This is a genomic window from Streptomyces sp. SID5643, assembly GCF_009872555.1.
GTDB classification, from domain to species: Bacteria; Actinomycetota; Actinomycetes; order Streptomycetales; family Streptomycetaceae; genus Streptomyces; species Streptomyces iakyrus.
Genome location: NZ_WWIC01000029.1, coordinates 1 through 25,609, shown reverse-complemented (window position 1 = coordinate 25,609; position 25,609 = coordinate 1). Strand labels below are relative to the sequence as shown.

Genomic DNA, 25,609 nt, shown 5'->3' with positions numbered 1-25,609 from the left:
CACACTCCGTCTATCGACGGCCCCGGTGGCGCCGGTTCACGGCGCGACGGCGTACGCCTCCGCCGACCACAGCGAATACCCGTACGGGGTGGCCCGCTTGTCGCCCTGCACGCGCACGAAGCGCACGTCCTTCTCGTCCATGCGGACGTCCTCCCGGCCGCCCCGGCTGTCCCGGACCGTGGCGGCGGTGCGCCAGCGGCGGCCGTCCGGGGAGACCTGGACGCGGTAGGCCGAGGGGTGGGCGTCCTGCCAGTGCAGCGCGACCCGGCCGAGCCGCGCCGGGCGGGCCAGCTCGACCTGCCACCACGCGCCGTCGTCCGCCGGCGACGACCAGCGGGTCTCCGGGTCGCCGTCGTTCGCCGCCCGCGCGGGGAAGTCGGGCGTCTCGTCGCCCGAGGAGCGGGCGGTGCCGGAGCGGGCCAGGTCGGGACCGCCGGTGGGCGGGACGGCCCGGACGGCGAGGGTGCGGTCCGCCCCCGCGAAACCGAGCCGGACGTCGTGGGACCGCATCGAGGTGCCACCTTCCACGGTCACCTCGACCGGGACCTCCACCGTCGTGCCGCGCCGCACGGTCAGCTCGTCCCTCGGCACCCGGACCCGGACACCCTCGGGTGCCTCGGCGGTGAGCCGGCCGCGGGCGTCGGCGGGGCGCAGCGACCCGAGCCGGGCGGTCAGCCGCTCGGTCCGGCCGGTCTCGACGTCCGCCCGGTCCCGGGGCAGGCCGAGGGAGACGGCGGGGGAGTCGGTGAACCAGGGGATGAGGTGGCGTACGCGGGAGGGGGCGGCTCCGGTGATCCGCAGGGCGTCGGCCCGAGCCGCGAGCCGCACCTCGGTCGCTCCGGACCCGTCCAGCCGGCCCGCCTCCCGCCACCCGCGCCCCGGCACGTGCACCTCGACCCCGCCCTCGGTGCCCGGCTCGGTCAGGGCCGTCACGGCGGTCAGCGCACGGGGCCGCGGGAAGCGCAGGGTGCGGCCGTCGCCGGGGTTGCGGGGCGGCTCGTGGTCGATGCCCGACCAGGCCGCGTACGACTTCTGCGCCCGCTGGAGGAAGGGGTCCAGGACGTCCCGGCCGACCTCGACCGGCGCCGACTCCAGCCGGGCCCGCAGCACGCCGAGCCTGCGGTACGCCGTCCAGGCCGCCGCCGCGTCCCCGGAGCGCTGGGCGTCCAGCATGCCGAGCGCGGCCGTGCCCGCCTCGCCGTAGTCCGCCAGTTGCTCGGACCAGGGGCCCACCTCGGAGCCGAGCCCGGTGCCGTCCAGCCGCCGGGGCAGCTCGCGCAGCACGGTGAAGGCCTCGCGCAGCCGCCGCGCGGCGTCACCGCCGGTGTCCGCGCCGCCCGCCGTGCGCGACCTCCAGTACGCCTCGGTCAGCGGCCGCAGATACGCCGACTCCTCGTCGTCCAGGACCGACGAGGCGTCGTTGCCGGCGAGCGCGGCCAGGGCCTGCTCGCGGCGCCGGTCCCCGCCCGCGAGGTCGGCGATCGCGGCGCGCCAGGACTCCCCGGGGCGGTACGCACGCGGGTTCCAGGCGTAGTCGGCGGCGGTGAACAGCGGGATGCGGGACGCCTCCGGCTGCTGCATCGCGTTGGCGAGCAGGGCGGCCGAACCGGTCGCCACGGCCGGCTCGCGGCCCTGGTAGGGGCCGAGGAAGATGCGGCCGGGGGCGTAGTCGTTGACCGGGTAGTTGTCCATGGTGACCAGCGGATGCCCGAACGCCCTGCGCGCGTCGGCCAGTTCGCCGCCCGTGATGGTGCGGGGCACCACCCCGACACCCGTCCACGCCACTTCGACGCCCGCGGCCAGCTCGCTCGCCAGCGCCCGCCGGTAGTCGGTCGTGCCGTCCTCGTAGTACTCGGTCGGCATCAGGGACAGGCGTGCGGCGCCGGGGTGCCGTTCCGCCAGATGCCGGGCCACCGCGTTCGCCACCCGGGCCTGCGCCCGCGCCGCGGCCCCGGGGCCGGAGCCGAACCGGTCGGCGTCCGCCCCGCAGTGCCACTCGCTGTAGCTGACGTCCTGGAACTGGAGCTGGAACGCCCGGAAGCCCAGGGCCCACATCGCGTCCAGCTTGCGCGTCAGCGCCCGGACGTCGTCGTCCGACGCGAAGCACATCGCCTGGCCCGGGGCCACCGCCCAGCCGAGCGAGACGTGGTTGCGGCGCGCCCGCTCGGCCAGCTCCCGGAACCCGGCCCGCTGCCGCGCCGGGTAGGGCTCACGCCAGCGGGCCTGCCGGTAGAGGTCGTCGCCGGGGGCGTACAGGTAGCGGTTCTGCTTGGTGCGGCCCATGAAATCCAGCTGGGCCAGCCGCTGCCGGTGCGTCCAGGTGGTGCCGTAGAAGCCCTCGGTGATGCCGCGTACGGCGGTGCCGGGCCAGTCGCGGACGACGGCCGACGCGATCGTGCCGCCGCGGCGCAGGAGCTGCCGCAGCGTCTGCACGGCGTGGAAGAGGCCGTCCTCGCCGGTGCCGGTGAGGGAGACGCCGTCCGCGCCCACGGACAGGTCGTATCCCCCGGCGGGGAGGGCGTGCCGGTCGCCCGGGCGCGCGGGCTCCGTCCGCGCGTGTACGACCAGGGCGCCCGGCCCGGCCGTGTCCGTGATCCGGCGGGCACCGGCCTGCCGCAGCAGCGCGCGCAGGGCGTCGACCGCGCGGGGATCGGCTCGGGCGTCGGTGATCAGGGCGACCTCGTCCGGTACCGCCACCGGGGCGCCGTTCGCGCGCAGCGACTGCGGGCGCGGCCAGACGGAGAGGTCCGGTCCGGCTGTGTCGGGGGCCGTTCTGGCGGTCGCACCGGGGCCGGGCGGAGCCGACAGCGCGGCCGGCGGGGCCGCGAGGCTCCCGGCGACGACGGCGACCGCGAGGGCCGCGGCCCGCTTCCCACGCCGCAGTCCCACAGGCCCCTCCAGATGCGTTCCGACCGGCAAGGCGAGCCCACCACCCGCCCGGTGAAGGTGTCAACGAGAGTGGCCATTGTGGGTGAAATGCCGGAATCTGGAGAGTGTGGAGGGGAGTGGAATGTGAGCAGAAGCACGATGTTCGGCCCGGGGCGTCTGCCTTCGCCTCGACTGGGTAGGGCTGCGATGACCCGTTGAAAGCCGTACCCGACAAGGAGGCCCCCGTGGCTGCGATGACTTTCCTTCCGCTCCCGGCCCCGTCCAAACCCGTGGCGGACCAGTCCGCCGACCTCGACGACCCTCACCGTGCCGACCCCCGCTACTGCGTCTTCAGCTCCGAGAGCACCCACACCGAACTGCCGCTGACCAGCGAGCCCCCGCTGCCCGACGCCGAGCCCCTCACCAGTGAGCCGCCGCTCGCCGAAGCCGCTCCCCTGACCAGCGAGCCCCCGGCCTTCGTCCCGGACTTCACGAGGATGTAGATGACCGCACCCCGGCCGTCCGACCCGCCCTCCGAGGACCTGTCCCGCCTCGCCGCCCTGCACGGCGTCGCCACCTCCTACAGCCCGTCCCCGGACCGCTCGGTCGCGGCCTCGGCCACCGCGGTCACCCTGACCCTGGCCGCCCTCGGCGTGGACGCGAGCACGCCCGGCGCCGTACGCGCCGCGCTCGCGGCCCGCGAGGGGGAGCTGGGCGGACGGCTGCTGCCCCCGACCGTCGTCGGCTGGAGCGGCAGCCCCCCGGCCGCCCTGGCCGCGCTCCCCGGGGGAACCCGGCTGCGGATCGACACCGAGCAGGGCGAGAGCCGCGCCTCGGCGGACGGCCTCCCGCCCGGTGTCCACCGGCTGACCGCGACCACCCCCGACGGCCGCACCGCCACCGCCCACCTGATCGTCGCCCCGCCCCGGCTGCCCGCTCCCGCCGGACGCTCCTACGGACTCCTCGTCCAGCTCTACTCGCTGCTGTCCCGCCGCTCCTGGGGCATGGGCGACCTCGGGGACCTCGCCGAGCTGGCCGGCTGGGCCGGACGCTCGCTCGGCGCCGGATTCGTCCAGGTCAACCCGCTGCACGCGGCCGTGCCCGGAGCCCCCACCGATCCCTCTCCCTACCGCCCCTCCTCGCGCCGCTTCCCCGACCCGGTGCACCTGCGCGTCGAGGACGTCCCCGAGGCCGCCTACGTCGAGGATCCCGAACGCCTGCGCGCCCTGCTGGAGAGATCCGGGCGGCTGCGCGAAGCGGTGCTGGAGCAGGGCGCGTTGATCGACCGGGACGCCGTGTGGGAGCTCAAGCGGGAGGCGCTGGAGCTGCTCGCCGAGGTCCCGCTCGGTCCCGGCCGGCGCGCCGCCTACGGCGACTTCCTCGCCGGGCAGGGCCAGGCACTGGAGGACCACGCCACCTGGTGCGCGCTCGCCGAGGTGCACGGCTCCGACTGGCACCGCTGGCCGACCGGCCTGCGCGACCCGCGCTCGGCCGAGACCGCCCGGGCCCGCAACGGCCTGATGGACCGGGTCGACTTCTGGTCCCGGCTCGCCTGGCTCACCGACACCCAGCTGACCGCCGCGCAGCGCGCCGGTCGCGAGGCCGGGATGCCGGTCGGGATCGTGCACGACCTCGCGGTCGGCGTCCATCCCGGCGGCGCCGACGCCTGGGCCCAGCAGGAGTACTTCGCCGCGGGCATGTCCGTGGGAGCCCCGCCGGACGCCTTCAACGCGCGCGGCCAGGACTGGGGTCTGCCGCCCTGGCGCCCCGACCGGCTGGCCGCGTCCGGCTACGCCCCGTTCCGCGAGCTGCTGCGTGCCCTGTTCCGCTATGCCGGAGCGCTGCGCATCGACCACGTCATGGGCTTGTTCCGTCTCTGGTGGGTCCCGCAGGGCCACCCGCCCACCGAGGGCACCTACGTCCGCTACGACGCCGAGGCCATGCTCGCCGTCCTCGTCCTGGAGGCCTCCCGGGCCGGGGCGCTGGTGATCGGCGAGGACCTCGGCACCGTCGAACCGGGTGTGCGCGAGGCCCTGCGCGAGCGCGGGGTGCTCGGCACGTCCGTGCTGTGGTTCGAACGCGACTGGGACGGCGACGGCCGCCCCCTGCCCCCCGACGGCTGGCGCGCCGACTGCCTGGCCACGGCCACCACCCACGACCTGCCCTCCACGGCCGCCCGCCTCACCGGCGAGCACGTCGAGCTGCGCGACAGCCTGGGGCTGCTGACCAGGCCCCTGGAGGAGGAGCGCGCCGAGGCAGCCGCCGACGCGGGGGAGTGGCTGTCCCTGCTCTCCCGGCTCGGCCTGCTGCACGGCACGGGCGGCGGTGGCGACACGGCGTCGGAGGAGGCCGAGATCCAGGCCGTCCACCGCTTCCTGCTGCGCACCCCGGCCCGGATGGTCGGCGTCTGGCTCCCGGACGGCGTCGGCGACCGCCGCCCGCAGAACCTGCCCGGCACCTGGGACCAGTACCCGAACTGGCGCCTGCCGATCGCGGACGCGCGGGGACGGCCGGTGACGCTGGAGGACCTGGCGGCCTCGCCGCGGCTGCACGCGCTGATGGAGGTGCTCAGGGGCGAGGGCCACGAGGTCGGGGACGGTGGGCCGTGAGCCGAGGGCCTCTTACGGCACCCCGGGCGCGCGGCCCCGGTCGGCGTTGGATATTTTGACACCGTGGACAAGAAGAACGCCCTGCGCGCCGGCGCCCTGGCAGCCGGTACGACGCTGATGATGCTGCTCATGTCGTCCCCTGCGAGCGCGCTCACCCGCGACGACGGTGACGACCCCGGCCCGGGCCTGAGCGTCATCGAGACGCTGGGCCTCTTCGTCGTGGCCCCGATCGCGCTGTACCTGGTCATCCACGCCCTGGTGGTGATCGGCGACAAGTCGCACAAGAAGAAGGACCCGACCAGCTCCAACATCGCCACCAAGGCCGAGGCGAAGAGCGAAGTCAAGGCCTGACCCCGCGTTCCTCTTCGAGGGCGCCGTCGCGACATCCGCGACGGCGCCCTCGTCGTGTCAGGCCCTGTCCGTCCCGGCCAGCAGGTCCCGCAGCAGCCCGGCCAGCTGCCCGGCCCGCTCGGCGCCCAAGGCGGAGAGGGCCTCCGTCTGCACCGCGAGCCCCGCCCCGACCGCCTCGTCGACCACCGCGAGGCCCTCGTCGGTGAGCGTGACCTGCAACCCGCGCCGGTCGTGCGGGTCGGGGGAGCGGCGCAGCAGCCCCGCCCGCTCCAGCTTGTCCAGCCGTCCCGTCATGCCGCCGGTGGTGAGCATCAGCGTCGCGGAGAGCTGCCGGGGCGAGAGCGTGTAGGGCTCGCCGGAGCGGCGCAGGGTGGCCAGGACGTCGAACTCCCCGCGTGAGATGCCGAACTTCACGTACGCCCGCCCCACCTGCTCGCCGATCGCGTGCGAGAGCCGGTTGATCCGGCCGAAGACCTCCATGGCGGTGGTGTCGAGGTCGGGCCGGACCGTCGCCCACTGGCCGATGATCGCGTCGACGGGGTCCTTGCGCTGCTCCGGGCGTTCGTTCATGCCTCAGAGTATCGGCCGCCTCTCGGTGACCTGCAAGAAAGTAGCTTGACTGAAAGTAGCTTAGCGGTAAGCTACTTTCTGCCGACCTACTTCGAAGGGTGCTTCCCATGGCCATCTCCCGACCGGCCCTCATCACCCTCACCGCCCTCGCGCCCGTCTCCTGGGGCACGACCTACGCGGTCACCACCCAGTTCCTCCCGCCCGACCGCCCCCTGTTCACCGCCCTGGTGCGCGCCCTGCCCGCAGGCCTGCTGCTCCTCGCCCTCGCCCGGGTGCTGCCGCGTGGCGCCTGGTGGTGGAAGGCGGCCGTGCTCGGCGCGCTGAACATCGGCGCCTTCTTCCCGCTGCTGTTCCTCTCCGCGTACCGGCTGCCCGGCGGCCTTGCCGCGGTCGTCGGCTCGGCCGGGCCGCTGTTCGTGGCCGGCCTGTCGATGCTGCTGCTCGGGCAGCGGCCGTCGGCGCGCACGCTGGTGACCGGGGCCGTGGCCGCGTTCGGCGTCAGCCTTGTCGTGCTGAAGGCGGCCGGGTCGCTGGACACGCTCGGTCTGCTGGCGGCCGTCGCCTCCACGGCGTCGATGTCGACCGGCATCGTGCTCACCCAGCGCTGGGGCCGCCCCGAGGGCGTCGGGCCGCTGGTCCTCACCGGCTGGCAGCTGACCGCCGGAGGCCTGCTGATCGCACCGCTCGCCTTCCTGGTGGAAGGCGCGCCCCCGGCGCTGGACGGCCCGGCGGTCGGCGGCTACCTCTACCTCGCGGTGGCGAACACGGCTCTCGCGTACTGGCTGTGGTTCCGCGGCATCGGCCGCATGACCGCCACCCAGGTCACCTTCCTCGGTCCGCTCTCCCCGCTGACCGCGGCCGTGGTCGGCTGGGCGGCGCTCGGTGAGGTGCTGACACCGGTGCAGCTGGTCGGCATGGGGCTGGCGTTCGGAGCGACGGTGGCGGGGCAGTTCGTCACCCGGCCGTCGCGAACGCCCGGCCCGGCCGGGCGGAACACCACGGTGGTGACGGTCGGCCCGGTCGCCCGGCGGTAGGCCAGGGCGGGTGGGACCGGCCGAATGCAGGGCAGACGAAGGGGCGCCCGGCACGAGCCGGGCGCCCCAGTCGCCGGTGCGGGGCCGGTTACTTTCCGGCCGCCGCGTCCGCCCGCTGTGCCCGCAGGGCGCGCTCGACGCCCGCGCGGGACTCCGAGACCAGCCGGCGCAGGGCAGCGTTCGGCTCGGCCGAGGCCAGCCAGGCGTCCGTCTTGTCCAGGGTCTCCTGGGAGACCTGGACCGTCGGGTAGAGGCCGACGGCGATCTGCTGGGCCATCTCGTGGGAGCGGGACTCCCAGATGTCCTTGACCACCTCGAAGTACCGGTCCGCGTACGGGGCGAGCACCTCGCGCTGGTCGGTCTGGACGAAGCCCCCGATGACCGCCTCCTGCACGGCGTTCGGCAGCTTGTCGGAGTCCACGACCGACGCCCACGCCTCCGCCTTGGCCGCCTCGGTCGGACGGGCCGCCCGGGCCGTGGCCGCGTGCCGCTCACCGGCGGCCGTGCGGTCACGGTCGTACTCGCCCGCGATCTCCGCCTCGTCGAACCGGCCGACCGCCGCGAGCCGCTGCACGAACGCCCACCGCAGCTCCGTGTCGACGACCAGGCCCTCCACGGTCTGCGAGCCGTCCAGCAGCGCGTCCAGCACATCCAGCTGCTCGGGCGTGCGGGCCGTCGCGGCGAACGCGCGCGCCCACGCCAGCTGGTGGTCGCTGCCCGGTGCCGCCGCCCGCAGATGGGCCAGCGTCGCGTCGGTCCAGCGGGCCAGCAGCGCCTCGCGGGCGGCCGGGTCGGCGTACAGGTCGATCGCCAGCTTCACCTGCCGCTGGAGCGACTGCACCACGCCGATGTCCGACTCCTTGCCGATGCCGGACAGCACCAGGGACAGGTAGTCGCGGGCCGCGAGCTGGGCGTCCCGCGTCATGTCCCAGGCCGACGCCCAGCACAGGGCGCGCGGCAGGGACGACTCGAAGTCGCCCAGGTGCTCCGTCACGAAGGCCAGGGACTGCTCGTCCAGGCGGACCTTCGCATACGACAGGTCGTCGTCGTTGAGCAGGATCACGGCCGGGCGGCGCCTGCCGACCAGCTGCGGTACGGCGGTCAGGTCGCCGTCCACGTCCAGCTCGATGCGCTCGTCGCGGACCAGCTTGCCGCTGGCGTCGTCCGGTTCGTACAGGCCGACGGCGATCCGGTGCGGGCGCAGCGTCGGCTCGCCCTTGGCGCCGGCGGGCAGGGCCGGGGCCTCCTGGCGGATCGCGAAGGAGGTGACGACGCCGTTCCCGTCCGTCTCGATCTCGGGACGCAGGACGTTGATGCCCGCCGTCTCCAGCCACGCCTTCGACCAGGCCTTCAGATCACGGCCGGACGTCGTCTCCAGGGCACCCAGCAGATCGGACAGGCGCGTGTTGCCGTACGCGTGCGCCTTGAAGTACGCCTGCACGCCGCGGAAGAACTCGTCCTCGCCGACGTACGCGACGAGCTGCTTCAGGACGGAAGCCCCCTTCGCGTACGTGATGCCGTCGAAGTTGACGAGCACGTCGTCCAGGTCGTTGATCTCGGCCATGATCGGGTGCGTCGACGGCAGCTGGTCCTGCCGGTACGCCCACGTCTTCATGGAGTTGGCGAACGTGGTCCAGGAGTGCGGCCAGCGCGACTCGGGGTGCGCCGCCTGGCAGGCGATCGAGGTGTACGTGGCGAACGACTCGTTCAGCCACAGGTCGTTCCACCACTCCATCGTCACGAGGTCGCCGAACCACATGTGGGCCAGCTCGTGCAGGATGGTCTCCGCGCGCGTCTCGTACGCCGCGTCCGTCACCTTCGAGCGGAACACGTACTGGTCGCGGATGGTCACCGCGCCCGCGTTCTCCATCGCGCCCGCGTTGAACTCCGGCACGAACAGCTGGTCGTACTTCGTGAACGGGTACGCGTAGTCGAACTTCTCCTGGAACCACTCGAAGCCCTGCCGCGTCACCTCGAAGATCGCGTCCGAGTCGAGGTACTCGGCGAGCGAGGGACGGCAGTAGATGCCGAGCGGGACGGACTGGCCGTCCTTCTCGTACACGCTGTGCACCGAGTGGTACGGGCCGACGATCAGCGCCGTGATGTACGTCGAGATGCGCGGCGTCGGCTCGAACTCCCAGACGTTGTCCTGCGGTTCGGGCGTCGGCGAGTTGGAGATGACCGTCCAGCCCTCGGGCGCCTTCACCGTGAACTGGAAGGTCGCCTTGAGGTCCGGCTGCTCGAAGCACGCGAACACCCGGCGGGCGTCCGGCACCTCGAACTGGGTGTAGAGGTACGCCTGCTCGTCGACCGGGTCGACGAACCGGTGCAGGCCCTCACCCGTGTTGGTGTACGCGCAGTCGGCGACGACCCGGAGGATGTTGCGGCCGTGGAGCAGCCCGGGCAGGGCGATCCGCGAGTCGGCGAAGACCTCGGCCGGGTCGAGGGAGTCCCCGTTCAGGGTCACCTCGTGCACGGCCGGCGCCACCAGGTCGATGAACGACTCCGCGCCGTTCTCGGCCGTCACGTCGAAGCGCACCGTGGTCACGGACCGGTAGGTGCCGCCCTCCTGCGCGCCGGAGAGATCGAGCTCGATCCCGTACGACTCAACGGCGAGCAGCTGCGCCCGCTGCTGCGCCTCTTCGCGGGTCAGGTTTGTGCCAGGCACGCGGTCATCTCCTCGTTATGGGTGGGTTGCGCCATCTTTCCACGGAGGATCGGCGTCGTGCGACGACCCGGACGAGTCCTAGGGATACCCCTCGGGCAGGGCCCTTCGCGGGCGAGCGCGACGTCCGTATTCCGCCGGTGAGCGAGGATCGCGCGCGTGAGTCTGGTGACCATGACGACCACCGCGTACACCGCACGCCCCATCTCCCCGCGCGCCCTGGAGGAACTGCGCACGACGGACGACGCGGGCCGCCGGACCGACGGCTTCACCGACACCGAGGGCGGCAGCCCGTTGCGCTGCTGCCTGCGCCCCAGCGAGCCGGGTGAACGCATGGCCCTGGTCTCCTACGCCCCCCTCCGCCGCTGGGCGTCGGAGACGGGCGCCACCCCGGGCCCCTACGACGAACAGGGCCCGGTCTTCATCCACGCCGAGGAGTGCGAGGGGCCGCGGACCGGCGCCCTCCCGTTCACCGGCAGCCGTCGCACGGTCCGCCGCTACTCCGCCGAGGGGCACATCCTGGGCGGCCGGCTGGTCGAGGAGCCCACCGGTTTCGGCGAGGCGTTCGCAGAAGCATTCGACGACCCGGCCGTGGCACTGGTCCACGTCCGGGCCGTCGAGTACGGCTGTTTCCTCTACGAGGTGCGCCGGGACTGCGAGGCGGGCAGGGGCTAGCCCTTCAGCTCCGCCGCCACCAGCTCCGCGATCTGTACGGCGTTCAGCGCCGCGCCCTTGCGGAGGTTGTCGTTGGAGACGAAGAGGGCCAGGCCGTTGTCCACCGTCTCGTCACTGCGGATGCGGCCGACGTAGGACGGGTCCTTGCCGGCGGCCTGGAGCGGGGTCGGGATGTCGGAGAGCTCGACGCCGGGGGCGTCCTTCAGGAGCTCCGTCGCGCGCTCCGGGGAGATCGGGCGGGTGAAGCGGGCGTTGATCTGGAGGGAGTGGCCGGAGAAGACCGGGACGCGCACGCAGGTGCCGGAGACCTTCAGGCCCGGGATCTCCAGGATCTTGCGGGACTCGTTGCGGAGCTTCTGCTCCTCGTCGGTCTCGTTCAGGCCGTCGTCGACGATGCTGCCCGCCAGCGGCAGCACGTTGAAGGCGATGGGGCGCTTGTAGACGCCCGGCTCCGGGAAGTCCACCGCCTCACCGTCGTGGGTGAGCTTCTCGGCCTCGGCGACGACCTTCTGCGTCTGGCCGTGCAACTCGGCGACGCCCGCGAGGCCGGAACCGGAGACCGCCTGGTACGTGGCGACGACCAGGGCTTCCAGACCCGCCTCGGCGTGCAGCGGACGCAGCACCGGCATCGCGGCCATGGTCGTGCAGTTCGGGTTGGCGATGATGCCCTTGGGGCGGTCCTTGATCGCGTGCGGGTTGACCTCGGAGACGACCAGGGGGACCTCCGGGTGCTTGCGCCACGCGGAGGAGTTGTCGATCACGACCGCGCCCTGGGAGGCGACCTTCTCGGCCAGCGCCTTGGAGGTCGCGCCGCCCGCGGAGAAGAGCACGATGTCCAGGCCGGTGTAGTCGGCGGTCGCCGCGTCCTCCACCGTCACGCCGTCCAGCTCCGTGCCCGCGGAACGGGCCGAGGCGAACAGGCGCAGCTCCGTGACCGGGAAGTTCCGCTCCGTGAGGATCCTGCGCATGACCGTGCCCACCTGTCCGGTGGCTCCGACGATTCCGACCCTCACGGTGACTCCCTCTCCTGCGTCTCTTCACGTGCTCGTTGCTTGGCCGAGGCTTTTCCATCATGCGGCCGACCACGGCCCGCCTGTCCACTTCTTTCCCCGTACTGCCCGGAGAGTGGGACGGTGTGTCCCGCCCCATGGTTGCGGACCTGCGGTGTCGACCCCGCTGAGCTGGAGGAATTCATCCGGCAGGGGTCGTGCGCCGCAAGCTCGCCTGCCCCTGTCGGTCTCGGCCACACGGAAGTGTGACGTATGCCTCTGCCGCCCGGCCGGCACTCACCGGGAAGACGGCCGAACGTTCCGGGCCGTACCGGCGTCGTAGGAGAAACACGGCGAGGGGGGTGGCTTGTGCTGCTGCGCGGGAGGGCCCGGCGCGCCCGGGAGACGCACACCGCGACCGGCGACGGTCCGCGGGACGCGGCTGATCCGCTGGGCGGGGCCGATACGTCGAGCGCGGCCGGTCCGCCGAGTGGAGCCGCTTCCGCGGCCGCGGCCGATCCGCTGGACGCGGCGCAGGAGCGCCGGGTGCGGGCGGTGCTCGCGCTCGGCGGGATGCCGCAGGCGGACCTGCCGGACGGGGTGCAGCAGGTCCGCCTGCGGCTGCTGGAGCGGGCCGCGAGCGGCCGGGAGGCACCACGGGACGTGTCGGCGTGGGCGGCGGTCGTCGCCTCCAACCTCGCCATGGACTGGCACCGGGCCAAGCGCCGCCAGGAACGGCTCGGCGAGCGGCTGGCCGCCCTGCGCCAGCCGGCGGAGCACCCCTCCGGCGAGGACAGCAGCGTGCTGTCCGTCGCCGTCGCCCAGGGCCTGGACGAGCTGCCCGACGCCCAGCGGCAGGTCGTCGTCCTGCGCTTCTACGCCGACCTGCCGGTCCGGTCCATCGCCGAGCAGCTCGGCGTCCCGGAGGGCACGGTCAAGAGCCGGCTGCACACGGCGGTACGGGCCCTGCGCGCCCGCCTGCACGAGGACGAGGTGGTGTGACGTGACCGCCGAGCATGACAAGGACGGGCACAGCGAGGTCGCGCTGATGGCGGTGATCACCGGCGAGGCGCCACCGGACGCCGCCCTCGCGGACGACGCCTTCCTGACGGAGTACCGGTCCGCGACCGCCGACGTGGCCTTGCTGCGCGAGCAGCTGGGCCTCATCGGACAGGCACTCGCCGGGCCCGAGCCGGTTCCCGAAGAGATCCCCGCGCAGGACCCCGGGCCCGGGCCGCTGGCAGGAGGCGGCGCCTCCGTGGCCTCGCTGTCCGCGCGCCGCGACCGCCGCCGGCCCTGGGACCTGGCCCTGAAGGGCCTGGTCGCGGCCGTCGGTGCCGGTCTCGTGATCGGCATGGGCTGGCTCGTCGTCCAGAGCGGCGGCATGGACGGCGGGGGCGACCAGGGCGCGTCGTCCGCCGCCGACGGTTCCGGCGGCCGGGAGCACGCGGACGAGGACGCCAAGCTCAGTCACGCCGGCTATCTCGCCTGCGCCCGGATCGTCGCCGAGGGCGTCGTCACCGAGGTCGAGACCCTTCCCGGTACCGGCCAGGACCGGATCACCCTGGACGTGACGCGCTACTACAAGCCCGGCAAGGGCCGGGCGCGGATCACCTTCCCCCTGGAGACCGGCACCGTTCCCGCGCTCCGAACCGGTGAACACATGCTCGTCGGCATCTCCGGCGATCAGGCCCACCCGGACACGTGGGCGACGGGGGAGAAGGAGATCGCCCGCGAGCGGGCGTGGATCACCGACGCGCTGCCCGCCTCGCGCACGCTCCCGTGCCCGTAGGAACGGCAAGGGGCGGGCGTCCAACGGACGCCCGCCCCCAGTGCCGCGCTACCGCTACGGCAGAACCTTCTCGATCTTCACGCTGCCCAGGCCCGCGACCGTGCCGCGCGCGTTGACCAGCTGGACCTGGCCGAAGAACTCACGCCCCTCGGGAGCGGCCGCCGCGGCGGTGACGCTGCCCGAGACCGTCGCGGAGTCGCCCGTGCCGAGCTTCACCGGCGCTGACCCGTCGACGCTGACGCTGCCGAGGGAGGGGGAGAAGAACACGTCCTGGTAGTCGTACTCCGTGGTGCCGGCCGGCACCGCGTAGCCGACGACCTCGATCGAGTACTTCCCGGCGGCCGGGGAGGGGATGGAGACCGACTCCTCCGAGTCGCCGTCGGCGGAGCTGCCGACCTGCGTGCCCGACGCGTCGTACACGGCGAGGTCCAGGTCCGCGGCGGTGTCCGAAACCTTGCCGATGGCGACGTCCAGCGACTTCGCGCCCGCGGGCACCTCGACCGTCGTGGTCTGCGTCTCGCCCTGCTTGATCGAGGGGCGTGCCGCCTTGGCCGAGCCCAGCGGGCCGCCCACCAGCTTGCCGTCGAGCGCGGCGAAGCCGTTCGTCACCTTCCAGGAGGCGGCGGCCGGCGTGCCGACCTTCGCCTCGGGCACGGTCACGGTCTCCGGGTCGAAGGCCGCGCCGAGGACGGCGACGTCCAGCTTGTACGGGTTGTCGAGCAGCGGCGACGTACGGCGCGACTCGACCTCGATCTCCCACACGCCCGGCTGCGGGTCCGCGTACGAACGCAGGTCGGGGCGGCAGGTGTTGGCCGGGTTGGGGTAGTTCGGGTAGCAGTTGATCGTCGACGTCGGGTCGGACGGGACGCCGTACGGGTGGATGGAGATGAACCGGGTCTGGCTCTTGTCCTTCAGCCCGCTCATCGCGACCTCAAGGGTCTTGGCGCCCTCCGGGACGGTGACGAAGTAGTGGTGCGAGCTGTTGCGCTGCACCGAGTCCTTCGCGGAGGTCGTGAACTTCAGCGGCGTGGAGACCACGACCGTGCTGAGGACCTGGCGGTCGATGCCCTCGGTCCTGGGGTCGTCCACCTCCAGGATCGCGCTCTTGATGCCCGCGGACTTCGGCGCGGCCTGGACCTTGACGGTCACCGGCTTGTTCAGCGGCAGCTTCACCTCGTCGGAGCCGACGATGCGGAACGTGCCGCCCGCGTTGTTCTCGAAGTGCAGCTCGTGCCGGATCGCCTTGTCGGCGCCGGACGTACGGGTGACGGTGATCTCGTACGTCTTCTTCTGGCCGGCCTTCAGGCCGCCCTCACGGTCGTAGAGGCCCGTGCCGAAGCCCGGGGTCTTCAGGAACTGGTCGATCGCGGTGTCGACCGGCGCCTTGACCGCGTAGGAGTGCGAGGTGGCGTCGTCGCGGATGGCGTCCCAGGCGTCCTCGATGTTCATGAGGCCCGCGCCCTCCTCGTACGCCTGCACACCCTTGATGTGGTCGGCGGTGGAGGTGAGGGCCGTGCGCAGGGTCGCCGGCGTGAGGTCGATCTTCTTCTGCTTGGCGGCCGAGATCAGCAGCGCCGAGGCACCGGCGGCCTGCGGGGAGGCCATCGAGGTGCCCTGGAGCATGCCGTAGCCGGCCGGCAGGGTGTAGCCCGCCTCGGCGACCGGCTGGCCCGGCATCCAGGTCTGGATGGTGTTGATCGCCGCACCGGGCGCGACCAGGGTCGGTGTGAAACCGCCGTCCTCACGCGGGCCGCGCGAGGAGAACGGCATCATCGCGTACTTCTTCTCCACGACCGAGCCGTAGTTGGCGGCCCAGGTCTCCTTGGAGACGGACGCGCCGACCGAGATGACCTTCTCGGCCAGGGCCGGGTCGCCGATGGTGTTGGCGCCGGGGCCGGAGTTGCCCGCGGAGATCACCAGCTGGACGCCGTAGGTGTCGATGAGCCGCGTGTACAGCTCGGCGCGCGCGTTGTTGCCGTCGTTCAGCGCCGGCAGGCCGCCGATGGACATGTTGACGATGTCGACACCGCGCTTGGTGACGAGGTCGATCATGCCCTCGGTGAGCGCCACGTTGGTGCAGCCGCCGGACCAGGTGCAGGCGCGCGAGGACACCAGCTTGGCGCCCGGAGCGGCACCGTCCATCTTCCCGCCGAACAGGCCGTTGGCGGCGGTGATGCCAGCGACGTGCGTGCCGTGCTCGGACTCGATGACGCCGATGTTGACGAAGTCGGACTTCTTGCCGACCCAGCTGCCGCCCAGCGGGTCCATCGGGACGTCCTTGCGGATCTCCACGACGAACGGCTGCCGCTCGGCGACGTCGGTGGCCGGGTTGTCGGTGCCGAAGTACCCGACCTGGTGGCCGTCCTTGTACGGCTTCATCGGGGCGTCGTCGCCGAAGTCGTTGTTGTTGTTCAGGTCGACCCGGACGGTGCCCTTCGCCGCGTCGTAGAGCACGCCCCAGACGTCGGTGGTGTCGCCGTCCCGGTTGGCGTCGCCCGCCGCGTCGCCGCCGGTGGTGTACGACTCCTTGAAGAGGCTGACGGCGTACGAGCCCGCCGGCGCCTTGTACGACTGGCCCTGGTAGGTGAAGGCCGGGCCGGACACGGCCGAGACCATCGGGCGCCAGGTGTTGTCGTTGTCGATGATCGGGTCGGTCGCCGTCACCCAGTCGACGATCTTCCGCTCACCGGTCGTCGTCTTCTGGAGCGCCGGGTGGCCGAGGTCCACGCCGGAGTCCAGGATGCCGATGGTGACGCCGCGGCCGTCCGCCTTCGGGTGGTCCTCGACGAAGTCGACCGCGCCCGTCTCGAAGGAGGGGTTGTACGGGTTCTCGGCCGGGGTCTTCTTCCCCGGCGCCGGGTACGTGCCCGTCGCCTTGGCGCCCTTGGCGGTGTCCGCGCTCGGGGCCGGGTCGTCCAGCGGGATCTCCTCGCGCAGGTCGATGCCGTGCACGGAGGACAGCTTGGCGGCGGCGGAGATCGCCGAGTCGGCCTTGGCCGTCGGGACGGTGGCACGGACGTAGCCGAGCTTGTCGTCGGCCCGGCCGACCGAGCCGCCCTTGACCGCGTCCAGCTGCCCGGCGACCTGCTCGGTCTTCCCGGGCGCGGTGGCGATCATCATCGTGACGGTCTTGTCGCCGTCGGCCTTGGCCTCGGCGAGCAGGTCCGCGTCGTCCGAACCGAGCTTGGCGTGCGCGGACTTGACGCTCGGCTCGGCCGGGGCGTCAGCGCCCGGGCCGTCGGCGGAGAACGCCAGGGGGATGGGCCCGGCCGCGGAGAGCGCGGCGACGAGACCGGCGGCCACGGCGATGCGCGCCACACGTCTCGGGCCCGATATCTGATCGCGCGGGGTGGGAGGGGTCATCGGCATCCCTTGTAGGTAAAGGAACGAGCGGGAAGCGACCGGGGCCCGATCGGTCCTGGTCGCAGATGGTCCGAACGGCAAGCCCGGACGATCGCACAGCCTTACGCAAGGTGAAGTCCTTTGGGGAGCGTTGACCGAAACGAGATGGATGTATGGGGAAAACCCGCGATGCGATTTGTGCGCATCAGTCCTGAAGGTGGCAAAGAAATCGGTTAACGTCCCGGAGTGCGACAGAAGTTGAGGGTGGCGGCCTACGCCATATGCGTCCGGGACGGACAGATCCTGCTCGCCCGCTCGCCCGCCCGGGACGGCACGCCCGAGTGGGTCGTGCCGGGCGGCGGCATGGAGCACGGCGAGGACCCCTACGACACCGTCCGGCGGGAGGTGGAGGAGGAGACCGGCTACCGCATCGAGGTGACCGGGCTGCTCGGCGTGGACTCCTCCCACCGCGTCTTCCGCAACGGCTTCGGACCCGCCGTCGACCATCACGGCGTCCGGTTCGTCTACGAGGGCCGCATCACCGGCGGCGAACTGCGCAACGAGGTGAACGGCTCCACCGACCTCGCCGCCTGGCACGACCTCGACGCGGTGCCCGGTCTGGTGCGGATCCCGATGGTCGACATCGCCCTGCGGATGTGGCGCGAACGCCCGGTCACCGGACGGCTGGCGGGCCTCCCGGAGTAGGTGCGGTACCCCGAAAGGTGAACGCCGCGTGACCGGCTCCGGGCCGGATCCGGAGCAGGCGACGACGCGCAGGGTAGTCCAAGATCCACGTACGGTGATCTGCGCTGCGCGTTGCCGCCTCGTTTACGCGCAGGTCATTCCCGATGCCAACGATCCAGTACGAGCGGGGTGTTCACGACGTGAACGCCCCGCGACCACTGCCGACGCGTTCGCACTCGGGGAGAGAAGCGCATGTCGCGCACACGCTCAGTCGCCGGCTCCGGCCGGGGCATCCACCGCCGTTCCGTCCTCGCCGCCACCGGCGCGGTCGCCCTCTCCGGGGGCGTCGGCTACGCCCTGCGGCCCAGTGACAGCCAGGCCGCCACGGCCAAGGAGAGCACCGACGCCGCCGTGGCGGCCTCCTCGCGCCGGGCCCCGGCCGCGCCGCTGGCCCCCTACACCAAGGGCACCACCCTGGCGTCCGTCGCCGCCCCGCGCGGCAGCTCCGGCTACCGGCGTCTGAACGAGGGGCCCGGCTGGCAGCGGGTCGTCCGCTCGGACCTGGCCGCACCCAAGCCCGGCCGGGCCGGCCGCCGTACCCCGCTCGCCGCGTTCGTACAGCTCACCGACCTGCACATCATCGACGCCCAGCACCCGCTGCGTCTGGAGTACCTGCGCTCGGCCGACATCCACGCCTGGCGGCCGCACGAGGCGCTGACCGTGCAGGGCGCGATCGCGCTGGTGGAGCGGATCAACGCGCTGCGCGGGGCCCCCGTCACCGGCTCCCCGCTGCACTTCGCCATGACCACCGGCGACAACACGGACAACAACGCCAAGTCCGAGCTGGAGTGGTTCCTGAAGATCATGAGCGGGGGCCGCATCACGCCCAACACCGGTGACCCGCGCCGGTACGAGGGCGTCCAGAACAGCGGCCTCAAGCAGTACTGGCAGCCCGACACCGCGGTCCGCGACAGCGACAAGCGGGCGGGCTTCCCCCACCTCGACGGCTTTTTGAAGGCCGCGATCCGCGAGGTGCGCAGCCCCGGCCTCAACCTGCCCTGGTACTCGACGGTCGGCAATCACGACTCGCTGCCGATGGGCTGCTACGCCTCACACGGCGACTCGTACCTCACCGAACTCGCCGTCGGCGGCAAGAAGCTGATGGACGTCTCCGCGGCCGAGGCGCAGCGGCTGAAGGCGCAGATCAAGAAGGCCCGCGACCCGCAGGGCGTCCGCTACCACGACTTCCTCACCTCCCAGGCCCGCCGCATGCGTTCGGTCACCCCCGACGAGCGGCGCGCCCCCTTCACTCAGGCCGAGTACCTGAAGGCCCACCTGGACCCGGCCCACCGCGGCGTCGGACCGGCCGGCCACGGCTACTCCTCCGCCAACCTGGACGCGGGCACCCAGTTCTACGCCTTCCGCATCTCCGACGACGTCATCGGCATCAGCCTGGACACCACCGACTCCGGTGGCCACTACGAGGGGTCTGTCGGCACGGCCCAGCTGAAGTGGCTCGACAAGACGCTGCGGGACAACAAGGACTCCTACGCGGTGCTCTTCAGCCACCACACCAGCAAGACGATGACGAACCTCCGCCGCGACCCGGCCCGCCCCGCCGAGCGCCGCCACGACGGCCAGGAGGTCCTCGCCCTGCTCGGTACCCACCCCAGGGTGCTGGCGTGGGTGAACGGCCACATCCACAAGAACGTCATCACCCCGCACGCCCTGGCGAGCGGCGGCTCCTTCTGGGAGATCTCCACCGCCTCCCACGTCGACTTCCCGCAGCTGGCCCGGGTCATCGAACTGGCCGACAACAAGGACGGCACGATCTCCCTGTTCACGACGCTGGTGGAGTCCTCGGCCCCGCACCGCACCGACTTCTCCGACCTCTCCCAGACCGGCCTCGCGGCCCTCTACCGCGAGCTGTCCCTCAACGCGCCCGGCGCGAGCACGACCCTCGGCGGCGACCCGCGGGACCGCAACACCGAACTGGTGCTCAAGAAGGCCTGATGCGCGCTCGACCACCCGACGCGGCGTGGGGTCCGGCAGATGGCCGAAGGAGATGAGCGCGAGGAGGGGCCGCCGGTGTGTCCCGGCGGCCCCTCCTCTCCCCTCCTCGTCCTGCCCCGGTCCGTCACTACCGGGGCAGGACCAGGACATACGCCGCCGGTTCGCGGTCGGCCGAGGCCATCAGGGCCGTGCGCAGCACCGTCGCCTGCTGCTCCATGGAGTCACGGAGCTTGCGCGGCGTGATGTGGACGACCGTGATGCCGAGCCGTTCCAGGTGCTCGCGCTTGCGGGCGTACTCGGACCACAGGGCGTCGTCGTCCTGCCGGGGCGCCCGGGTGTCGAGTTCCACCGCCACCGCCTGGTCGGGCCAGTACGCGTCGAGGCCGCCGAGGTAGGGGCCGCCGGGCAGGCGCAGGTCCACGTTCCATGCCGGGTCGGGCAGGCCGTACTCGCGGACCATCCGATACAGGCGGTCCTCCGCGCGGGCCCGGCCCTCGGCGAGCAGGGAATCCACCGCGTCCACGACGTGCGGACGGCTCAGCAGCCGGGCCTGGTTCAGTTCCCGGACCGCCGCCGCCGGGTCGCAGTGGCCGCCGCGGACGGCCTCCGTGAGCAGCCGGCGGACCGTGCCGGCGTCGGCCAGTTCGGCCACCGCGTCGGCCAGCGCGCGGGCGACCGGTGCCACCGGCACCCCCGTGACCTGCTCGGGGTCGGGCATGACGGGCGTGCGGACGATCCGCGCGCAGCCCGTGGAGCGCAGCCTCCGCAGCCGCGGGACCAGGACGTCGATGGTGTCCAGGGACGGCAGCGGGGGAGTGGAGGAGAAGCCGTGCAGGGTCAGCGCGGCCAGGCCCGTGATCATCGCCTCGGGATGCGCGGGGGCGTGCGGCCGGTTCCCGCCCGGCTGGGCGGGAACCCCGGTGCCGCGCTCCCGCGCCGCGTACATCAGCACCGCGTGCAGCCGCTCCTCGCTGGTCGGCGGACCCGGGTGGAGCAGGACGACCCCCGGCAGGAGCTGCTGCCAGGGGCCGCCCGCGCGGCACTGCTCGTTCGTCTCGGCCGTGGAGACGCCGTGCGAACGGAGCCGGGCCGTCGTCGTCACACGGGGGTGGCCACCGCCGGACAGGTCGTGCAGCGGGCGGGGGGAGAGCGGGGCGTTGTGGGTCATGCCCCGCAATTTCCCGCGCTCCGGCCCTCTTTGAACCGCTGTTACAGGTCCGTCGAAACATACGGACAATCCGGCACTAAAGGACGGATGTTCGGATGCCGAAAGCCCCTGGTCCGTTCGGGTGCGGGCCAGGGGTTACGGCTCACGGGGCGATCGTCTCGTAACGAAGGCGGAACGCCCGGATCTTAGGCCAAAGCTACTGGTCAGAGGCCTCGTCGCACGCCTGTCCGCGCAACGCCCGTGCCAGGTCGTCACGGGCCTCCAGCACCAGCCGGCGCAGCGCCGGGGCCGCCTCCTTGTGGGCGTCCAGCCACGCGTCCGTGGCGTCCAGCGTCTCGTTCGACTGCTGGAGGGAGGGGAACAGGCCCTGCACCACGTGCATGGCGATCTGGATCGACCGCTCGGCCCAGACCCGCTCGATCGCCGCGAAGTACTTCTCGGCGTACGGCGCGATCAGCTCCCGCTGCGAGCCCTGGGAGAAGCCCGCGATGGTCGCCTCGACCATGGCGTTGGACAGCGCGTCCGACTCCACGACCTGCGCCCATGCCTGCGCCTTCACCGCCTCGGACGGGCGGGCGGCCAGACAGCGCACCTGATGGCGCTTGCCGGAGGCCGTGTCGTCCCGGGCCAGCTCCTCGGCCAGCGCCTTCTCGTCCACGGCCCCGTGCGCGGCCAGCGGCTCCAGGAACACCCAGCGCAGCTCCTGGTCCAGGTCGAGGCCCTCGACCGTCACCGTGCCGGCGAGCAGGTCCCGCAACAGCTCGAAGTCGGCTCCGGCGGAGGCCGTCCGGGCGAAGAAGCGCGCCCAGGCGAGCTGGTGCTCGCTGCCCGGCCCGGCCGCGTACAGCTCGCGCCGGGCGCCCTCGGCGAGCAGCCGGGCGGCCGTCTCGCGCCGGGCGGGCGCCGTGTAGTGGGTCACCGCCGACTCGGCCCAGGCGTGCAGCATCTGCACCACGCCGATCTCGGACTCGCGCCCGCCGAACCGCAGCACCAGGTCCACGAAGTCCCGCGCGGGGAGCAGCGCGTCCCGCGTCATGTTCCACAGCGCCGACCAGCACAGGGCGCGCGCGAGCGGGTCGGTGACCGACCCCAGGTGCTCGCGCAGCGTCGCCAGGGACGTCTCGTCGAAGCGGGTCTTGCAGTACGTCAGGTCGTCGTCGTTGACCAGGACCAGGTCCGGGGCCTCGGCTCCGGCCAGGTCCGCCACGACCGTCCGGGCGCCGTCGACGTCGGTCTCCACGCGCGCGTAGCGCTCCAGCGTCCCGCCGTCCGTGACGCGGTACAGGCCCACCGCGACCCGGTGCGGGCGCAGCTCGGGGTACGCCTCCGCCGCCTCCTGCACCACCGCCAGCTCCTCGACACGGCCGTCCGCGCCCAGCAGCACCTGCGGTGTCAGCGAGTTCACCCCGGCCGTCTGAAGCCAGGACCGCGACCAGGCGCCCATGTCCCGGCCGCTGGTCTCCTCCAGCACCGACAGCAGGTCGCCGAGGCGCGTGTTGGCGTAGGCGTGCCGCTTGAAGTAGCGCCGGGCACCCTCCAGGAACGCCTCCTCACCGACGTACGCCACGAGCTGCTTCAGCACCGACGCGCCCTTGGCGTACGTGATGCCGTCGAAGTTGAGCTTGGCGTCCTGGAGGTCGCGGATGTCCGCCGTGATCGGGTGCGTGGAGGGCAGCTGGTCGGCGCGATAGGCCCAGGCCTTGCGGCGGTTGGCGAAGGTGATCCAGCCGCCCGCGAAGCGGGTCGCGCCGACGAGCGAGAAGGCGCCCATGAAGTCCGCGAAGGACTCCTTCAGCCACAGGTCGTCCCACCACTCCATGGTGACCAGGTCGCCGAACCACATGTGCGCCATCTCGTGCAGGATGACGTTGGCCCGGCCCTCGTAGGAGGCCTGCGTCACCTTCCCGCGGAAGATGAACTCCTCCCGGAACGTCACCAGGCCCGGGTTCTCCATCGCGCCCAGGTTGTACTCGGGCACGAACGCCTGGTCGTACTTCCCGAACGGGTACGGGTAGTCGAAGTGGTCGTGGAAGAAGTCCAGGCCCTGCTTGGTGACGAGGAAGACGTCGTCCGCGTCGAAGTAGGGCGCGAGACCCTTGCGGCACAGGGCGCCGAGCGGGATCTGAAGCGTCGTGCCGTCGGAGAACGTACGCGAGTAGGAGTCCGTCACGTAGTGGTACGGGCCCGCCACCACACAGGTGATGTACGTCGAGACCGGCTTGGTCTCGGCGAACCGCCACACCCCGTCGGTCTGCTCGCCCGCCCCGTTGCTCCACACCGTCCAGCCCTCGGGCGCCCGCACCTCGAAGCGGTACGGCGCCTTCAGGTCGGGCTGCTCGAAGTTCGCGAAGACCCGCCGGGAGTCGGCCGGCTCGTACTGCGTGTACAGGTACACCTCGCCGTCCTCGGGGTCGACGAAGCGGTGCAGGCCTTCGCCGGTGCGCGAGTAGGCGCACTGGGCGTCGACCACCAGCTCGTTGTCCGCGGCGAGGTCCTCCAGCGTGATCCGGGAGCCGTCGAAGACCTCGCCGGGGTCCAGATCACGGCCGTTGAGCGAGACGGCCGTCACACTCGGAGCGATCAGGTCGGCGAAGGTGCTCGCCCCGGGCTCGTTGCAGCGGAAGCGGACCGTGGTGACGGAACGGAAGGTGCGGGGCCCGTCGCCCCGGTCCTCACCGACCGCGGACCGCAGGTCGAGGGACACCTCGTACCCGTCGACGCTCAGCAGGGCGGCCCGCTCCCGGGCCTCGTCGCGGGACAGATTCTCACCGGGCACGGGCGGCACTCCTCGGATGGCGTGGGGTACGGCTGAACAGGACCGATCCTGCCACGTGCCCCTGACACGGGGCAGCCGGGAATGACGGGAGGGCACACCGGCGTTGCCGGAGAAACGGTTTCCCGCTGAGGAGAGACATGTCGGACAAGACTCCCGTCGACTTCTGGTTCGACCCGCTGTGCCCCTGGGCCTGGATGACCTCCCGCTGGGTTCTGGAGGTGGAGAAGGTCAGGGACATCGAGGTCCGCTGGCACCTCATGAGCCTCGCCGTCCTGAACGAGAACCGGCTGGACGAGCTGCCCGAGGAGTACCGCGAACTGCTGGAGACCAAGGCGTGGGGCCCCGTCCGGGTCGTCATAGCGGCACAGCAGGAGCACGGCACCGAGGTCCTCGGCGACTTCTACACCGCGCTCGGCACCCGCATCCACAACCGGGCCGAGGGTCCCGGCAAGGAGACGGTCGCCGCCGCCCTGAAGGACGTTGGTCTGCCCGAGTCGCTCCTGGAGCACTGGGACGCCACCCCGTACGAGGCCGAGCTGCGCGCCTCCCACAAGGAGGGCATCGACAAGGTCGGCCAGGACGTGGGCACCCCGGTCATCGCCGTGCCCGGCGCCGACGGCGAGCAGATCGCCTTCTTCGGCCCGGTCGTCACCCCGGCCCCGCAGGGCGAGGAGGCCGGCCGCCTCTGGGACGGCACCCTCGCCGTGGCCTCGGTCCCCGGCTTCTACGAGATCAAGCGCTCCCGCACCAAGGGTCCGGACTTCTCCAACCTGTAGCGATCATTGCGCGGCGTCGGCTCCCGGGTTCTGCAACTCCTCAGGGAGCCGGCCCCCGCCGGCCTGGTGGTCCCAGGGCTGGTACCACCGGCAGCCCGCGGCGGTGCAGCGCCACAGGTCCGTGCGGTTCGTCCCCAGTGCTTTCCGCTCCTCGGGCCTGAGTGGTGTGAACACCTGCGTGCCGCTGCCCTTGCAGGTCGGGCAGTGCTTGTCCTTGAAGAACATCAGCTCCTCCTCGCGATCACCGCCAAGTCCGGGAAGTCGGTTACGACCGCATCGACCCCCATGCGGTAGTACAGCGTGTATTCCGCGAACGCGTCCCCGAAATCGTTCGCTCCGCTCCCGCGCCGGAACCGCTCCGGCAGGAACGGGTTCTCCGCGCGGAAGGTGTACGGCCCGGCGCAGCCCCGCCGCATGCGCGTCCGCGACGAGGTCCGTGCCCGCGACCGAGGACTTGTCCGGCCCGATCCGGTCCGCGTACTCGGCGATTCCGGCCAGCCCCGCCGGCGTCATCATGTCCCGGTAGGTCACCGAGGGCAGGTCGTACGGCCCGCCCGTCGTCCCCAGCGCCTGCCACAGCGGCACGTTCAGCTCCGTCATGCGCCGCAGGCTCGTCGGTTCGAAGGACTGCACGACGCACTCGCGCCGCCCGAGCCGGTTGCGGCGGATCGCGGCCGCCGGCTTCGGCTCCAGCGGCAGTCCGATCGAGCGGAAGTACATGGGGGGCTTGGTCTCGGGGAAGACCGCGATCGTCCGGCCGTGCTCCCGCGACAGCCGCCGCGCCAGGTCCACGACCTCCTGGAAGGTCATGACCTCCGCCCGCCCGTCGAAGACGGTGTTGCGGTTGCGGTTGCGGACCGCGGGCAGCCGCTCCACCGCCCGCAGCGTCTTCAGCCCGGCCGGCGTGAAGTCCTCCGTGAACCAGCCGGTCACCTGCCGCCCGTCGACCGTCTTCGTCGTCCGGCGGTCCGCGAAGGTCCGGGTGGCGGGCCACATCGGTCGTCCGGGAGATCTCGTTCTCGTGGCGGACCACCAGCACGTGGTCCTCAGGGCCTGTTCCGAGTTCCCCGCCTGCGCCCCGACGCCCGGCACGCACGCTCGGCGCGCACGGATCGCACGCACCGACCGCCGCTGCGCCCGCGCTTCGCGCGGACGACGGGGAACTCGGAACAGGCCCTGGTCGGCACCAGGTCCGGCTCGATCCAGTCGGCGCCCGTCTGCACGGCGTACGTGCAGGAAGGGGCGGTGTGCTCCGGGCGCCAGCCGGCCGCGCCGCGGTGGCCGATGACGACCGGGC

At 72.6% G+C, this 25,609-nt stretch carries 18 protein-coding genes and 2 pseudogenes; 10 read left to right on the top strand and 10 right to left on the bottom strand.

Annotated elements, in window-relative coordinates; genetic code table 11:
* Positions 1-36: 36 nt before the first annotated feature.
* Positions 37-2,889, bottom strand: coding sequence for a beta-N-acetylglucosaminidase domain-containing protein (locus GTY56_RS03025; protein WP_161362179.1), 2,853 nt, complete (start codon positions 2,887-2,889; stop codon positions 37-39).
* 224 nt (positions 2,890-3,113) lie between these two features.
* Between GTY56_RS03025 and GTY56_RS03020 the strand changes: the two genes are divergently transcribed.
* The 3 genes from GTY56_RS03020 (at position 3,114) to GTY56_RS03010 (ending at position 5,828) form a co-directional block, all read left to right on the top strand.
* On the top strand, positions 3,114-3,371 hold the full coding sequence (locus tag GTY56_RS03020) for a hypothetical protein (RefSeq protein ID WP_161362177.1): 258 nt from the start codon (positions 3,114-3,116) through the stop codon (positions 3,369-3,371).
* The gene (malQ, locus tag GTY56_RS03015; protein ID WP_161362175.1) at positions 3,372-5,477 is read left to right on the top strand and encodes a 4-alpha-glucanotransferase; all 2,106 of its coding nucleotides are present in this window, start codon (positions 3,372-3,374) and stop codon (positions 5,475-5,477) included.
* A gap of 63 nt (positions 5,478-5,540) precedes the next feature.
* Positions 5,541-5,828, top strand: coding sequence for a hypothetical protein (locus GTY56_RS03010; RefSeq protein ID WP_033314207.1), 288 nt, complete (start codon positions 5,541-5,543; stop codon positions 5,826-5,828).
* Positions 5,829-5,885: 57 nt separating this feature from the next.
* On the opposite strand, the gene GTY56_RS03005 is transcribed toward GTY56_RS03010, so the two are convergent.
* Entirely contained in the window at positions 5,886-6,398 is a 513-nt protein-coding gene (locus GTY56_RS03005) for a MarR family winged helix-turn-helix transcriptional regulator (RefSeq protein ID WP_161362173.1), read from the bottom strand.
* Positions 6,399-6,505: 107 nt separating this feature from the next.
* On the opposite strand from GTY56_RS03005, the gene GTY56_RS03000 reads away from it, so the two are divergent.
* A complete protein-coding gene (locus GTY56_RS03000) occupies positions 6,506-7,432 on the top strand; it encodes an EamA family transporter (protein WP_161362171.1) in 927 nt (308 codons plus the stop codon).
* 88 nt (positions 7,433-7,520) lie between these two features.
* Here GTY56_RS03000 and pepN (GTY56_RS02995) read toward each other — a convergent pair whose 3' ends face one another.
* Positions 7,521-10,100: an aminopeptidase N gene (gene pepN, locus GTY56_RS02995; RefSeq protein ID WP_161362169.1), complete on the bottom strand. Its 2,580-nt coding sequence runs from the start codon at positions 10,098-10,100 to the stop codon at positions 7,521-7,523.
* Positions 10,101-10,271: 171 nt separating this feature from the next.
* On the opposite strand from pepN (GTY56_RS02995), the gene GTY56_RS02990 reads away from it, so the two are divergent.
* Positions 10,272-10,772, top strand: a complete 501-nt coding sequence (locus GTY56_RS02990) for a DUF1203 domain-containing protein (RefSeq protein WP_161362208.1) — start codon at positions 10,272-10,274, stop codon at positions 10,770-10,772.
* Here GTY56_RS02990 and GTY56_RS02985 read toward each other — a convergent pair.
* Positions 10,769-11,785, bottom strand: coding sequence for an aspartate-semialdehyde dehydrogenase (locus GTY56_RS02985; RefSeq protein ID WP_161362167.1), 1,017 nt, complete (start codon positions 11,783-11,785; stop codon positions 10,769-10,771). The genes GTY56_RS02990 and GTY56_RS02985 overlap by 4 nt on opposite strands.
* Positions 11,786-12,133: 348 nt before the next feature.
* Here GTY56_RS02985 and GTY56_RS02980 point away from each other — a divergent pair, with 348 nt between their 5' ends.
* Complete coding sequence (locus GTY56_RS02980) at positions 12,134-12,763, top strand: sigma-70 family RNA polymerase sigma factor (RefSeq protein ID WP_524540069.1); 630 nt, start codon at positions 12,134-12,136, stop codon at positions 12,761-12,763.
* Position 12,764: 1 nt separating this feature from the next.
* Positions 12,765-13,553 carry a hypothetical protein gene (locus GTY56_RS02975; protein WP_346345400.1) on the top strand — a complete coding sequence of 263 codons (789 nt, stop codon included), beginning with the start codon at positions 12,765-12,767 and terminating at the stop codon, positions 13,551-13,553.
* Positions 13,554-13,607: 54 nt separating this feature from the next.
* Here the strand turns inward: GTY56_RS02975 and GTY56_RS02970 are convergent, their stop codons facing one another.
* Positions 13,608-16,916, bottom strand: a complete 3,309-nt coding sequence (locus GTY56_RS02970) for a S8 family serine peptidase (RefSeq protein WP_161362165.1) — start codon at positions 16,914-16,916, stop codon at positions 13,608-13,610.
* A gap of 225 nt (positions 16,917-17,141) precedes the next feature.
* Between GTY56_RS02970 and GTY56_RS02965 the strand changes: the two genes are divergently transcribed.
* Both GTY56_RS02965 and GTY56_RS02960 read left to right on the top strand, forming a co-directional pair.
* Positions 17,142-17,600, top strand: coding sequence for an NUDIX hydrolase (locus tag GTY56_RS02965; protein WP_346345399.1), 459 nt, complete (start codon positions 17,142-17,144; stop codon positions 17,598-17,600).
* A 231-nt stretch (positions 17,601-17,831) separates the two neighbouring features.
* Complete coding sequence (locus GTY56_RS02960) at positions 17,832-19,592, top strand: TIGR03767 family metallophosphoesterase (RefSeq protein WP_161362163.1); 1,761 nt, start codon at positions 17,832-17,834, stop codon at positions 19,590-19,592.
* A 127-nt stretch (positions 19,593-19,719) separates the two neighbouring features.
* Here GTY56_RS02960 and GTY56_RS02955 read toward each other — a convergent pair whose 3' ends face one another.
* Both GTY56_RS02955 and pepN (GTY56_RS02950) read right to left on the bottom strand, forming a co-directional pair.
* Positions 19,720-20,760 carry a hypothetical protein gene (locus GTY56_RS02955; protein ID WP_161362161.1) on the bottom strand — a complete coding sequence of 347 codons (1,041 nt, stop codon included), beginning with the start codon at positions 20,758-20,760 and terminating at the stop codon, positions 19,720-19,722.
* Positions 20,761-20,956: 196 nt separating this feature from the next.
* Positions 20,957-23,536 (bottom strand): aminopeptidase N, encoded by a 2,580-nt coding sequence (gene pepN, locus GTY56_RS02950; RefSeq protein ID WP_161362159.1) that lies wholly within the window; start codon positions 23,534-23,536, stop codon positions 20,957-20,959.
* A 137-nt stretch (positions 23,537-23,673) separates the two neighbouring features.
* Here pepN (GTY56_RS02950) and GTY56_RS02945 point away from each other — a divergent pair, with 137 nt between their 5' ends.
* Positions 23,674-24,312, top strand: coding sequence for a mycothiol-dependent nitroreductase Rv2466c family protein (locus GTY56_RS02945; protein WP_161362157.1), 639 nt, complete (start codon positions 23,674-23,676; stop codon positions 24,310-24,312).
* Positions 24,313-24,315: 3 nt separating this feature from the next.
* Here the strand turns inward: GTY56_RS02945 and GTY56_RS02940 are convergent, their stop codons facing one another.
* The 3 genes and pseudogenes from GTY56_RS02940 to GTY56_RS41485 form a co-directional block, all read right to left on the bottom strand.
* The gene (locus tag GTY56_RS02940) at positions 24,316-24,537 is read right to left on the bottom strand and encodes a hypothetical protein (RefSeq protein WP_161362155.1); all 222 of its coding nucleotides are present in this window, start codon (positions 24,535-24,537) and stop codon (positions 24,316-24,318) included.
* Positions 24,537-25,357: pseudogene (locus GTY56_RS02935) on the bottom strand (glycerophosphodiester phosphodiesterase family protein); the annotation flags it as partial. The pseudogene GTY56_RS02935 and the gene GTY56_RS02940, both read right to left, overlap by 1 nt.
* A gap of 130 nt (positions 25,358-25,487) precedes the next feature.
* Positions 25,488-25,609, bottom strand: a pseudogene (locus GTY56_RS41485) (glycerophosphodiester phosphodiesterase family protein); the annotation flags it as partial.

Bases quoted from the DNA above. Each gene is read 5' to 3' on its own strand.
- malQ (WP_161362175.1), top strand. From the start codon at position 3,372: ATGACCGCACCCCGGCCGTCCGACCCGCCCTCCGAGGACCTGTCCCGC.
- GTY56_RS03005 (WP_161362173.1), bottom strand. From the start codon at position 6,398: ATGAACGAACGCCCGGAGCAGCGCAAGGACCCCGTCGACGCGATCATC.
- GTY56_RS03000 (WP_161362171.1), top strand. From the start codon at position 6,506: ATGGCCATCTCCCGACCGGCCCTCATCACCCTCACCGCCCTCGCGCCC.
- GTY56_RS02990 (WP_161362208.1), top strand. From the start codon at position 10,272: ATGACGACCACCGCGTACACCGCACGCCCCATCTCCCCGCGCGCCCTG.
- GTY56_RS02970 (WP_161362165.1), bottom strand. From the start codon at position 16,916: ATGACCCCTCCCACCCCGCGCGATCAGATATCGGGCCCGAGACGTGTG.
- GTY56_RS02960 (WP_161362163.1), top strand. From the start codon at position 17,832: ATGTCGCGCACACGCTCAGTCGCCGGCTCCGGCCGGGGCATCCACCGC.
- GTY56_RS02955 (WP_161362161.1), bottom strand. From the start codon at position 20,760: ATGACCCACAACGCCCCGCTCTCCCCCCGCCCGCTGCACGACCTGTCC.
- GTY56_RS02945 (WP_161362157.1), top strand. From the start codon at position 23,674: ATGTCGGACAAGACTCCCGTCGACTTCTGGTTCGACCCGCTGTGCCCC.
- GTY56_RS02940 (WP_161362155.1), bottom strand. From the start codon at position 24,537: ATGTTCTTCAAGGACAAGCACTGCCCGACCTGCAAGGGCAGCGGCACG.